The organism is Thermococcus henrietii (genome assembly GCF_900198835.1).
Taxonomy (GTDB): domain Archaea; phylum Methanobacteriota_B; class Thermococci; order Thermococcales; family Thermococcaceae; genus Thermococcus; species Thermococcus henrietii.
Map to the genome: position 1 here is coordinate 731919 of NZ_LT900021.1, position 11560 is coordinate 743478.

General features: G+C 54.3%; 10 protein-coding genes and 3 tRNA genes. 7 read left to right on the plus strand and 6 right to left on the minus strand.

The genetic code is table 11. From position 1 onward, the window contains the following. The first annotated feature begins 26 nt into the window (after positions 1–26). Positions 27–114, plus strand: a tRNA-Leu gene (locus tag CS910_RS04130). Between the two features lie 57 nt (positions 115–171). Continuing rightward, a complete protein-coding gene (locus CS910_RS04135) occupies positions 172–327 on the plus strand; it encodes a 50S ribosomal protein L40e (protein WP_014122450.1) in 156 nt (51 codons plus the stop codon). On the opposite strand, the gene CS910_RS04140 is transcribed toward CS910_RS04135, so the two are convergent. Next, entirely contained in the window at positions 328–657 is a 330-nt protein-coding gene (locus CS910_RS04140) for a PadR family transcriptional regulator (protein ID WP_042692896.1), read from the minus strand. Between the two features lie 106 nt (positions 658–763). On the opposite strand from CS910_RS04140, the gene CS910_RS04145 reads away from it, so the two are divergent. Continuing rightward, on the plus strand, positions 764–1063 hold the full coding sequence (locus tag CS910_RS04145; RefSeq protein ID WP_099209860.1) for an FUN14 domain-containing protein: 300 nt from the start codon (positions 764–766) through the stop codon (positions 1061–1063). A 4-nt stretch (positions 1064–1067) separates the two neighbouring features. On the opposite strand, the gene CS910_RS04150 is transcribed toward CS910_RS04145, so the two are convergent. Continuing rightward, positions 1068–1829, minus strand: coding sequence for a metallophosphoesterase family protein (locus tag CS910_RS04150; protein ID WP_099209861.1), 762 nt, complete (start codon positions 1827–1829; stop codon positions 1068–1070). Between the two features lie 799 nt (positions 1830–2628). Further along, a tRNA-Arg gene (locus CS910_RS04155) sits at positions 2629–2706 on the minus strand. 101 nt (positions 2707–2807) lie between these two features. On the opposite strand from CS910_RS04155, the gene CS910_RS04160 reads away from it, so the two are divergent. Continuing rightward, positions 2808–2884 (plus strand) — tRNA-Gly (locus CS910_RS04160). 78 nt (positions 2885–2962) lie between these two features. On the opposite strand, the gene CS910_RS04165 is transcribed toward CS910_RS04160, so the two are convergent. Further along, positions 2963–4033, minus strand: coding sequence for a hypothetical protein (locus tag CS910_RS04165; protein ID WP_099209862.1), 1071 nt, complete (start codon positions 4031–4033; stop codon positions 2963–2965). A gap of 1 nt (position 4034) precedes the next feature. Beyond that, positions 4035–4868 (minus strand): uridine phosphorylase, encoded by an 834-nt coding sequence (udp, locus tag CS910_RS04170; protein WP_099209863.1) that lies wholly within the window; start codon positions 4866–4868, stop codon positions 4035–4037. A gap of 63 nt (positions 4869–4931) precedes the next feature. On the opposite strand from udp, the gene CS910_RS04175 reads away from it, so the two are divergent. The 3 genes from CS910_RS04175 to CS910_RS04185 all read left to right on the plus strand — a co-directional run bounded on the left by CS910_RS04175 (position 4932) and on the right by CS910_RS04185 (position 8998). Next, the gene (locus tag CS910_RS04175) at positions 4932–5978 is read left to right on the plus strand and encodes a pyridoxal-phosphate dependent enzyme (protein ID WP_099209864.1); all 1047 of its coding nucleotides are present in this window, start codon (positions 4932–4934) and stop codon (positions 5976–5978) included. Between the two features lie 382 nt (positions 5979–6360). Beyond that, positions 6361–8037 carry a M1 family metallopeptidase gene (locus CS910_RS04180; protein WP_145955353.1) on the plus strand — a complete coding sequence of 559 codons (1677 nt, stop codon included), beginning with the start codon at positions 6361–6363 and terminating at the stop codon, positions 8035–8037. An 85-nt stretch (positions 8038–8122) separates the two neighbouring features. Next, the gene (locus CS910_RS04185) at positions 8123–8998 is read left to right on the plus strand and encodes an MEMO1 family protein (protein ID WP_099209866.1); all 876 of its coding nucleotides are present in this window, start codon (positions 8123–8125) and stop codon (positions 8996–8998) included. A 68-nt stretch (positions 8999–9066) separates the two neighbouring features. On the opposite strand, the gene CS910_RS04190 is transcribed toward CS910_RS04185, so the two are convergent. Continuing rightward, positions 9067–11535, minus strand: a complete 2469-nt coding sequence (locus CS910_RS04190; protein WP_099209867.1) for a plasma-membrane proton-efflux P-type ATPase — start codon at positions 11533–11535, stop codon at positions 9067–9069. Positions 11536–11560 lie beyond the last annotated feature (25 nt).

Genomic DNA, 11560 nt, shown 5'->3' on the forward strand with positions numbered 1-11560 from the left:
AACTTTCCCCCTGTACTTCCCCTCGCGCGGGGGTGCCCGAGCCTGGCCAAAGGGGCCGGACTTAAGATCCGGTGCCGCAGGGCTTCGCGGGTTCAAATCCCGTCCCCCGCACCAAACCTTTAAAAGTTCCCCGTTGAACGAAACCCGTCAAGGTCATTTGAGGTGGTTGAGATGGCGAGATTCCCCGAGGCTGAAGCAAGAATCTTCAGGAAGCTTATCTGCATGCGCTGTGGCGCCACCAACCCGTGGGGCGCAAAGAAGTGCAGAAAGTGCGGTTACAAGGGGCTTCGCCCCAAGGCCAGAGAACCGCGCGGTGGCGGACGCTGATTAGGTTTTCTTCAACTTTTTCAGCGTTTCTTCCAGAAACTCTATTCCCTCTTTTAGCAGTTCCTCGCCCTTCGGCGTGAGCTTGTAGTACTTTCTGGCCGGCTTTCCGGTTTCGCTCTCCTGCCACTCGGCGGTGACGTAGCCGTCCTTCTCAAGCTTGTACAGGACGACGTACGAGCTGACGGTGGCTGGCTCGAAGTCGAAGGCCTCCTTTATGCGCTCCTTGAGCTCGTAGGCGTACATCGGCCTCTCCTCGAGGAGCCGAAGTATGTAGAGCCAGAGCACCTCTTTCGTAACCTTATTCCTCAACCTCTCTATCGGCGTCGTCATGGTCCCACCTGTTTTATGTCTTGTAAATATTTTGGAAGCGTGTAATTTAAGCCTTTTGGGGATAAGGTTTTATACGTTCGCTTCCTAAGGAACCTCGGTGGTGATTATGGATTTCAACGTTAGTGGCATGTTTGGCGATGTCGGTGTTGGTGCCATCGTTGGCTTTATCACAGGGTACGCCCTCAAAAAACTCATGAAGATAGCGATGGCTATAATCGGTGCCTACGTCCTCAGTCTCTTCTACCTTCAAAAGAAGGGCGTAATAACGATAAACACCGACAAGCTATTCAACCTGACCGGTAACCTAACTCAGCAGGTAGTCAGCCTTGGTCAAAAGGTCGTTGGAATCCTCCCCGGAACCAGCGCTTTCGTCGCGGGCTTCTACATCGGCTTCAAAAAAGGGTGAGGAATCAAACCTTCCCGCGGTAGAGAATCTTGATGAGCTCCTCGGGAAGGCCTTCCCTCTTGATTTTCTCTTCGACGAGCCTCTTTTCCTTCTCGTAGTCAACCTCGATGAACTTGGTGTGTAGCGTGTCAACGTCAACCAGCGCGAAGGTTGCCTTGTGGTTCTTGCTTGGCGGATAGCCTATGCTTCCGGGGCAGATTACCCTTCCGTACCTAGTCATTGCGTTGACCGGGTACTTCGGCGACGCCACGAAGAGTATCTCGTAGTCCTTGACGGGCCTCATTATGGCCTCGTAGTAGCTCGTCGGCTGGTCAGGGAGCACCTGGCCGTCGAACGGGTTGAGCGGGCTTCCATAGACGCCGAAGATGTCGTTCTTGCCTATCTTGTCCACGAGGTAAATCGGCAGGTCCCTGATGAACTCCCTACCTTCGTGGCCGAGCTTCTCCCACGTGTACTTGAGGGCCTTCTTGATGTATGGTGGATAGTCCAGCTTGTCGATGTAATCCGGTCCCTCCGCGTGCGGGTCGCTGGCCGCTATAACCTGGTCAAACTCACCGCGAATGACCTTGACGACGTTGTTCCTGATGAGGTCATCGAGCGTGTCGAGAACCTCCCTTGGGTACGGGAAGAGACCGACGACGTTTCCAAGGACGTAGTACTTCTCAATCTCATAACCTTCCTCCTTGAGGGCCTCAATCTTCTCAAGGGCCTTCGCCAGGGCTGGAAGGTTTCCGTTTATGTTCGCCAGAACCGCCACATATACCATGGTACCACCTCCATTTTTTCTTACCTAAAGAAACTAAAAGTCCCAAGGTATTTAAACGTTTCGGGATATCCGGGAGTTCGGGGGAGTTGGAAAAGGAGAGCCCAAAAAGGGAATCACGAACCTTGGTCAAACTCTGTGGGATTTTCGTCCCTTGCGTCGAGCAGAGCTCGACGTCGCGCAGGCGAGCAAGCTTTTGGTAAAAGCTTGACCAAAATGATCAAACCCTCACAGGGGGTAAAGATAGAGTGCATGCCTCTTAAAGTAACTCGTTGGTTTTTGGGTTTGCTTTGATAAGGGCTTTTGAGAGAGGTGTTTAAACTCGAAACGCGCCCGAAGGGCGCTAATTGAGAAAACACCCTCAAAAATTGCGAGTTTTAAGCCAAACTCATCTGAAAATGAACCCTTTAAAAAAGCATGCTTCACTTTGATGAAACTTTTCACAAGAAAAGTTTCCCCGCCAGCGCTGAAGCTTTTGAAAAAAAAAGCTTCACCAAGGAAACTTTGCCTTCACAAAGCTTCATCAAAGTTTGTGATTCTTTTAACGGGGTGTTTTGAGAGGGTTTGCGCTTTTAACGGCTTTTGTAGATTGTGAATTCTCCGGATTTTGAGAGCTCTCTCACACGGGTTTACTTTTCTCGCGCTCCGGGGGAGCGCCTCTTAGAGAAAACCCCCCAAAGGACTCTCTTAAAGAGAATTCTGCAGAGAAGATGGCCGTTTGAAAATGCAAACTTCTTAGAATTGCATTCTTAACGAAGAATCACAAACCTTGGTCAAACTTCGCCTGCGCGAAGTTTGTAACTGGCGCCCCGGCGGGGATTTGAACCCCGGACCTCGAGGTCCGCAGCCTCGCGCCCTATCCAGACTAGGCCACCGGGGCACTGCCCGCTAACCCTTCTCGGAAACGCTTTATAAATTTAACCTTTCCCAAAGACCGAAAAATTTATAAATGCTCTCCGGATGAGTTAGTATCGGGCCTGTGCGGTGGTAGTCTAGCCTGGCTAGGACAGCGGCCTGCCACGCCGCTGGCCCGGGTTCAAATCCCGGCCACCGCACCACAAACTTCTTCTGGGGCTTCATCTCAAAACGAGTTCTCTCGGTCTGCTTTCTTCCGATAATAAAAAGAACGTTAGGTTTTAGCTCTCACTGGAGTTTTCAACGCTTTTTCCAAGCTCAAATAACTCTCTGGAAATCCTCCTCAGCCGTTCGTCGCCTTTTTTCTTAGCCTCCTCGAGCATCTCAAAGGCGAGGAACTTCAGAATCCTGCCCCGCTTCCATTCGTCAGTTGCCCATATCAGCGCGTTTCGTAGGAACTCCGTGTCAACTCCCCTCTCCTTGGTGACCTCGTAAGCCACCATCAGCCTCGTTGCCGGGTTGTGGGTCTTTTCGAGGTACTTCAAAACGAGCTCCGGACGGTCGAGGTTTTTCCTGGCCAATAGTGACCCCAGGACATCCGAAACTTCGAGCTCCCGAAATATTTCCTCCGCCCTAGCCGTGTCTCCCGTTTCAAGGAGCTTCACGCCGATTTCCTCAAGGTAAAAGCTCCTGAAGGGCTCGGGAAGTCCCTTTGCGAGCTTCTCGGCTTCTTCAAGCTCACCGTCCTCGATGAGCTTTCTGATGTATTCGAACACGTAGTCCTCGGGCTCTGATTCCTCGCTTTCAAAAACCGGCTTCGGCGGTTCCCTCTTCGGCCCCTCCGCCGACCTGTCCACTACCCCGCTCATGACCTCCCCCTTAATTCGGTGGAGCACCGAGCCGGGCATCAGCTTGCCGTCCTTGTAGATGATTCCGTAGGGGAGGGGTTTGAGGTCCTCAAGGTCCCTCTCATCAAGTTTCAGGTCGCTCAATCGAATCTCAATACCTTTAGTCGCTATAGCCCTCGCCAGGAAATTGCTAACTGCCCGAAAGGCTTTCTTTCTCAGGAACGAGTTCCCAATCTTTCTCGCGGTTTCCAGGGCCTCTTTGAACTTCTCGTTCTTGGAAAAAATGTAGGCTAAGGAGCGAAGCGCCTCGTCCCTAACCGAGGGTTCCTCTATGGACAGTGCCACCTCAAGGCCCCTCTCAGGTTCGCCCGCAAGGGCTTCTGCGACCCATCTCAGGGCGTAGGAGCGCCAGTAGGGGTCTTCTATCTTTCTTGCCTCCGCCGCTGCCCCCTCAACGTCCCCTTCACTGAGGAGTTGCCTGACGAGTAACAGCCTCTCGTCCATCTCAACCCCTCAGCCTGGGGAACCATACCTTCTTTCCTTTCTTTTCCTTCTCCTCGTCCCACTCGGCGAGTATCTTTACAGCCTCGCTCGCTACCAACGCCGCTTCCTTCTCTCCAGCCTTTCCGAACTCGTTCGTAACGCGGTTCGCAAAGACGGCGCAGACGCAGCCGGCCCTAAGCCCGTAGATGTTAGCCAGCGTGAACAGCGTGGCCGCTTCCATCTCGAAGTTCGTGACCCTCGCCTGCCTGAGGTCATCGAGGATGTTCCTCGCGAAGCTTGGGAAGTAGCCGTTCAGACCCGGCCTGCCCTGGCCGAGGTAGAAGCTGTCCGTCGAGGCTGTGATGCCGATGTGGTATCTAACGCCAAGGGTTTCGGCGGCCTCTATGAGCGCGAGCGTCACCTCAAGGTCCGCAACGGCAGGATACTCGACGCGGACGTACTGCTTTGAGGTTCCCTCAAGCCTAACCGCTGCCCTCGCTATAATCAGGTCGCCTATCTCCATTCCCGGCTGGATTGCGCCGGTTGAGCCGACCCTTATGAACGTGTCAGCGCCTATCGCCGCGAGCTCCTCGATGGCGATAGCGGTCGAAGGCCCGCCTATTCCCGTCGAGGTGACGCTTATTGGAACGCCCTTGTATTTGCCGGTGTGCGTTCTGTACTCCCTATGGAAGGCTATCTCTTTAGCCTCGTCCCAGAGGGAGCTTATCTTCGGCACCCTCTCCGGGTCGCCCGGCAGGAGAACGTAGCGCGCAACGTCACCGGGCTTGCAGGCTATGTGGTACTGGTAGCCTTCCTCGGTCTGTGGCCTTTCGGCTGAAATGAACTTCTCACCCATGGCAACCACCTTTTTAAGTTTCGATGTCCTTTATTCCACACCATCCCTAAAAAAGGTGATGCTATGCTGCGCTGTTTCCGTTGCGGGAGAACTTATCCAGAAACCTTTCGCCTTACCTGCGACTGCGGGGGAACGCTCCTCGTCGAGCGGAACTCAGATGCATTCACACCGGAGCCGTTCCTCGACGTGAGGCGTTACCGCAACCATCTGCCCGTTAACGAGGAAGTCGCCCCGGTTCCAGCGATTACACCTGTAAGCGGGCTCGAAATCAACGGCGTTAGGACCTTCTTTAAGCTCGACTACCTCCAGCCGAGCAGTTCCTTCAAGGACAGGGGCACCTGGGTTACCGTCTCAAAGCTGCTCGACGAGGGCATCACCGAGGTCGTCCTCGATAGCTCCGGCAACGCCGCGCTGAGCTTCGCGCTCTACGGCCTTGCAAACGGAATCCGCGTTCATGCCTTCGTCTCCTACGATACGAGTCCCGGCAAGCTCTCGCTCCTCCAAGGGCTCGGTGCCGTGGTTCACTACGTTGACGGCGACAGGATGGCCGTCCACGAGCGCGCGGTCGAGTTCTCCGAGCGGAGCGAAGTTACCTACGTCTCCCACTGGCTCAACCCCTACTTCCTGGAGGGCACCAAGACGGTAGCCTTTGAAATTTACGAACAGCTCGGAGTTCCCGACTGGGTTCTTGCCCCAACCGGAAGCGGAACCCTCTTCCTCGGCCTCTGGAAGGGCTTTTCCGAGCTAAAAGCGATGGGGGAAATTGATAGACTTCCAAGGCTCGTTGCGGTTCAGGCTTCCGGCTACGAGAGCCTCTGCGAGCGCTCGGCAGTGAAAAACACCCTCGCTGAAGGTATAGCCATTCCCGAACCGCCAAGGCTCGACGAGATGAGAAAGGCTCTAAAAGAAACCGACGGGCTCTGCGTGAGCGTTGACGAGCTTGAAACGATGGGCGCGCTCAGCTGGCTTAAGAGGCATGGCTTTCTGGTCGAGCCAACGTCCGCCGTTGTTCTCTCCGCGCTGTGGAAGCTCATTGAAAGGGGCCTGGTTGAAAAAGGCGAGCTCGCAGTTCTGCCCCTGACGGGGTCGGGGCTTAAAGGGACGCTTTAGTGTTTTATCCCAGTTCTGTTGCCAGTTCTGTTGAAAGTTTCCAATGGGGTGTTGATTTGCAGTGTGTACACTCCGTACTTTGAAATAACACTTAAGTAATTTCATAACCCATTACCCTCGGCGGTATTTCACGCTGGAATATCGCAAGTGCATGGATGGAGGCCTGTACATGAGAAAGCTATACTTTGGCGTGGTGTTGCTGGCCCTTCTCTTGGTGGCCGTGGTGTCCTTCTGGGGACATCAAGCCGAGCGAACTGGGCACGAGGGAAGTACTGCCATGAACCATTCCAGCACCCGGTCTAGTACCGTACTGAACAAGTACAACTCCTCAAATGCCTCGAGGATGCAAAACACGTCGAAACAACCGCGGAACGCAACAACTGTGATTTACGCATCCAGTCTTCCGCTGGTTAATGCTTCCACAACGAACTGGAGGGAGCTTCTGAGCTCGTTTGAAAACCAGACTGCCCTCCTAGCAAACGTTACGGTCACTTTCAACTTACTGTACAACGGCACGTTCAACGCCACAAAGCGCGTTGTCCTTCGGGGAAACGGTACTACCACGCGCGTTCTTATCCTAGAGGGGAATTACATAAAAGTCCGGACCCTCACAGTGACAAAGGGAAAACTGCTCAATGCAACCCGCGTATCTCTTGGGGACAATGGAACCGGTATTGTAATAGACATTGCGATGGTGGGTGGAACTGCGGAGTTTGCCGTTAATTACACTGGAACCGTTTCCGACCCCGGAATCACATGGGTCAGTAACTACTTCCAGCATGGGGTCAATGCCGTTGATACGGAGCTCGTTCCAACGTACTTTCTCGTGGACGGCATACCAACGAATCACGTCGTTGAGTCTCTAGTAATAAACCTGCCTGATGAACTCTCGGGCAGCACGGGCGTGGCGATGGACCTCAGGAGCCGTAACACATTCAATCTGAGCAAAAACGGTTCGACTCGGCTGATTTTTACGTTCTCTGGCTCGCGGCTTCCCCTTCCTTTCGTTGCGATAGGGCAGTATCGCGTTCTTCACGATGAGTTCAGTGTTGGGGGCAGGGAAATCAAAGCCAGCTTTTACGTTCCCAAGATTTATCCCTCGAGCTACGAGGGCCTTCTTGTAAACACAACCGAGAACATCGTTAGAACGTACTCTCACTGGTACGGGGAGTACCCATACGATTCCCTCAACATCGTTTTGACTCAGAACTTCTTGTACCATGGCATAAATCTGTTTCACGGTAACATCTTCATAACGTACAGTGAGTACCTTGCACGGGCTGATTATCCGATTGACTTTCAGGTCCTGGCGCACGAACTGGCCCACACTTGGTACGGAGATTATTCGCTCGGCAGTTCCCTTATGTCAGAGAGTTTCGCCACGTATTCTCAGATAACCTACATGGGAATCTTCTTCCACGTGCACCCAGAGGTTGCCCTCATGTTCTACAACACGAAGGATTACTTGGAGTGGCTTAACTCGTGGGAGAAATACGTCGTTAAGTACTCATCGTTGCCCATCACCCTAGCCCAAACGTACGGTGAATGGATACCCGACATCAATGAGAGGGAGGCAATCATGTACTTTAAGGGGGCCTTCGTTTTGAGGTCCCTTCAGTTTACCCTAGGCAACGAGACGTTCCATGCGGGGATGAAGCGGGTATTTGAGACCTGTCACTCATCCAACTGCACCCTCTCCACTGTTCTCAGAATCTTCGATGATGTAAGCGGACGGAACCTAACGTGGTTCTACTCGGAGTGGTTTAACTCGACGAGCCTGCCGAACTACACCGTTCGGAATTTAAGGTTGTTGAAAACCGGTGATGGGTACACCCTGAACTTCACCATAGATGATGGGAGCGGTTTCAAAATGCCCCTTCAGGTCGAGGTTGTGACGGCAAACGGAAGCATTACAAAGACAGTATGGGTCAACGGAACTGCAAGAGTGTCTCTTAAACTGAAAGAAAAGCCCGAGAAGATAATCCTTGACCCCAACGAATGGATTGCGAACTTCAACAGGGTCGAGACGGTCAACGGGGTTCGGGTCGTGGTGAACTGAACCCCTTCTCTTCTACCATTTCCAACTGTTAAACTAACCCAAGGTATTTAAACTCTTATGCCAATTAACTCCGGAGGTGATGGCGATGACAAGGTATCCTGCAGTCGCGGGAAGCTTCTATCCATCTGACGAAGCGCTCATCGAGATGTTAGAGGAGTTCTTTAGGAACCTCGGCGAGGAGGGGAGCGAGAGGAGGATAACGGCAGGAGTCGCGCCGCACGCGGGCTACGTCTTTTCGGGCTACACAGCATCGAGAACTTACAAGGCAATCTTCGAGGACGGCCTGCCGGAGACCTTCGTAATCCTCGGGCCGAACCACACGGGACTCGGCTCGCCGATAGCAGTCTATCCCGAGGGAGAGTGGCTCACTCCTCTCGGGAGCATCGAGGTCGATGCCAAGATGGCTAAGGCGATAGCGAAGCTCTCTGGCATAGCGGATTTGGACGAACTCGCCCACCAGTACGAGCATTCCATCGAGGTTCAGCTTCCCTTCATTCAGTATCTGGCAGAGCTCGCCGGGAAGAAAGTGAGAATCGTCCCCATAACCCTCGGCATTCAGGACGAAGACGTTTCGAGGGCCCTCGGAAAGGCGATATTCGAGGCGAGCGAGGAACTCGGCAGGGACGTCGTGGTCATAGCGAGCACCGACTTCATGCACTACGGGGCTATGTACGGCTATGTGCCATTCAGAGCCAGAGCCGACGAGCTTCCGCACAGGATAAAGGAGTGGGACTTCAGGCTGATACGGAGAATCCTCGACTTCGACGTTGACGGTCTCTTCAGGGAGCTCCGCGAGATGAGGCACACGATGTGCGGACCAGGGGCCGTGGGAACTGCCATAGTTTACTCCCGCCTCGCCGGGGCGCTTGAGGCTGAGCTTTTACACTACACGACGAGCTACGAGGTCAGCAGGAGCACCGAGGCTGTCGTTGGCTACGCGAGCATCGTGATGAGGAGGTGAACTCTGCCCCGTGTCTATTCTCTTTTGGTGTCTCGCCCCGAAAGTGAAAAGAAAAGACTTCAAGGACCTCAGAAGGCCGCCTTGTGGCGCTCGTGCTTGACCTCCCAGCTGAAGAACTTGTAGGCAGCCCTCTTGGTTATGTCCTCGATGAAGAACCACACTATGCAGTAGAGCCAGACGAAGCCCGCGTACTTCCAGCCGATTGCGGTAACTCCCCATCCGTAGACCGTTATCAGCGTCGCTATGAGCTTTGTTCCAACGGCGCTCCAGAGGAGCCACTTGCCTGGCATTATGCTCCAGAACGGCCCTCTCGTTCTCGTGACGAATATCGTCAGGTGGCCCGCGACGGCGAGCTTCAGGAATATGATGCTCTGGAGCAGTGCTAGGCCCGTTGCCGTCTTGGGTGAGATGTTGAAGTAGTTTATCATTATCCAGAGCAGGAGGAAGGTCTCTATAACGCCCATGCTTCCGATGATTGTTGACACCGTCAGGATTTCGCGGATGTTCCACTTCTCGGGCCAGCGGTTGATTTTGACGTTGTCGTATGCGATGGTGATTATCGGCAGGTCGTTGAGCAGGGCCAGTAGGATTATCATCACTGCCGTTACCGGGTAGAAGTTGTACGCGAGTATGCTGAGCGTTATGAAGAACAGGACGCGAATCGTTTCCGTGATGCGGTAGACGACGTAGCTGTACATCCTCTGGAATATCTTCCTCGCCTCGACGATGGCGTTCTTAATGACGCTTATACCCGGCGCGAGGAGCACTATGTCGGCTGCCGCCCTTGCCGCGTCCGTCGCTCCTGAAACGGCGATTCCGACGTCGGCCTGCTTCAGGGCAGGGGCGTCGTTGACTCCGTCGCCGGTCATCGCAACCTTGTGGCCGGCCTCCTGGAGAGCCTTAACTATCTTGAACTTGTGCTCAGGGTAGACCTGCGCGAAGCCATCTGCCTCTTCGCAGAGCTGGATGAGCTCGTGTCCCTTGGCCTTCTCAAGTTCATCGGCCGTGTGTATCTTCGTTCCGATGCCGAGAATCTTGGCTATCTGCTTGGCAATCGCGATGTGGTCACCGGTAATCATCTTCACGCGGATGCCGTTCCTCTTGAGGAACTTGACGGTCTCGGCCGAGTCGTCGCGCGGCGGGTCGAAGAGCGGTATCAGTCCGACGAACTTCCAGCCGTCGCCGAAGTCGACTGCGACACCGAGCGTCCTGTAGCCCTTCCTCGCGAGCTCCTCGACTTTCTCCATAACCTCCTTCGTGAGCTTCTCGTCGGCGTTGGCCATCTGGAGTATGACCTGCGGTGCACCTTTAGCTGTCCTGAAGCGCTTTCCTCCTTCGCACTCGACCTCCGCCTCGGTGTGCTTTATAACCGGGTCGAAGGGGACAAACTTCACCTGCCTGCACTTCCTGAGCTTCTCCTTGTCAACCTCGCGTAGTATGGCGAGGTCGATGGGGTCCTTGTTCTCCTCCTTGCTGGCCAAAGCCGCGTAGAAGAGCATCTCCTCGACCGTGAAGCCGTCCCAGGCTATCGGGTTGTCGACCGTCAGCTGGTTCTTGGTGAGGGTTCCGGTCTTGTCGGCGCAGAGAGTATCCACAGCCGCGAGCTCCTCAATCGCCACGAGCTTCGTCACTATCGCCTGCCTCTTGGCAAGCTCGTAGGCTCCGATGGCCATCGTTATGCTCATGACAGCGGGCAACGCCGCTGGAATGGCCGCCACCGTCAGGACGAGGGCAAAGCGCAGGAGTTCGATGAAGGGCTTGCCCCTGTGGAGCTCGACGAGGAACATTATGGCAATCATGATGACGCTGAGCACGATGAGGTAGTTTCCGATGTTGATGACGAGCTTCTGGTACTCGCTGGTCGTCTTGGCGGTCTGGACGAGCTGAACGGTCCTTCCGAAGTAGGTGTGCAGGCCGGTTGCGATAACGACTCCCGTCATCTCACCGCGCTTGACGATTGTTCCGCTGTAAACCACGTCGCCGACCTTCTTCGTCACCGGAACGCTCTCGCCGGTTAGCGCCGACTCGTCCACCGTCAGGAAGTCTCCGTCTATGAGTTTTATGTCCGCGGGGATTATGTCGCCCATGCGGAGCCTCACTATGTCGCCGGGCACGAGCTCCCTCGCCGGAATCGTCTTCCACTGGCCGTCCCTGAGAACCCTGACCTCTAAGGCGAGCTTCTGCTTGAGGTACTCCATGATGTTCTCCGCCTTGTGCTCCTGCCAGAAGCCGACGACGCCGTTGATTATCAGCAGGCTGACTATTATGGCGAAGTCCTCCCAGTGGTGGACTATCGCTGATAGAATGGCTGCCGCTTCAATCATCCACGGAATCGGGCCCCAGAAGTAGGAGAGGAACTTTATCAGCGGATGCACCTTCTTCTCGGGAATCTCGTTGGGGCCGACCTCCTGAAGGCGACGCCTCGCTTCCTCACTGCTGAGACCCTTTGTTGGGTCTACTTCAAGAAACTTCAGAACTTCCTCGATGCTCATGTGCTTTGCCTTCTGCGCTATCTTCTGGAGCTTGCTCTCTGGCATTATATCACCTCCAGTGTATTTTTTC

What these genes read in the sequence shown, in the direction of transcription:
- udp (WP_099209863.1), bottom strand. Translation starts at nt 4,868, where the DNA reads ATGGGTGAGAAGTTCATTTCAGCCGAAAGGCCACAGACCGAGGAAGGC.
- CS910_RS04175 (WP_099209864.1), top strand. Translation starts at nt 4,932, where the DNA reads ATGCTGCGCTGTTTCCGTTGCGGGAGAACTTATCCAGAAACCTTTCGC.
- CS910_RS04185 (WP_099209866.1), top strand. Translation starts at nt 8,123, where the DNA reads ATGACAAGGTATCCTGCAGTCGCGGGAAGCTTCTATCCATCTGACGAA.
- CS910_RS04145 (WP_099209860.1), top strand. Translation starts at nt 764, where the DNA reads ATGGATTTCAACGTTAGTGGCATGTTTGGCGATGTCGGTGTTGGTGCC.
- CS910_RS04135 (WP_014122450.1), top strand. Translation starts at nt 172, where the DNA reads ATGGCGAGATTCCCCGAGGCTGAAGCAAGAATCTTCAGGAAGCTTATC.
- CS910_RS04165 (WP_099209862.1), bottom strand. Translation starts at nt 4,033, where the DNA reads ATGGACGAGAGGCTGTTACTCGTCAGGCAACTCCTCAGTGAAGGGGAC.
- CS910_RS04140 (WP_042692896.1), bottom strand. Translation starts at nt 657, where the DNA reads ATGACGACGCCGATAGAGAGGTTGAGGAATAAGGTTACGAAAGAGGTG.
- CS910_RS04190 (WP_099209867.1), bottom strand. Translation starts at nt 11,535, where the DNA reads ATGCCAGAGAGCAAGCTCCAGAAGATAGCGCAGAAGGCAAAGCACATG.
- CS910_RS04150 (WP_099209861.1), bottom strand. Translation starts at nt 1,829, where the DNA reads ATGGTATATGTGGCGGTTCTGGCGAACATAAACGGAAACCTTCCAGCC.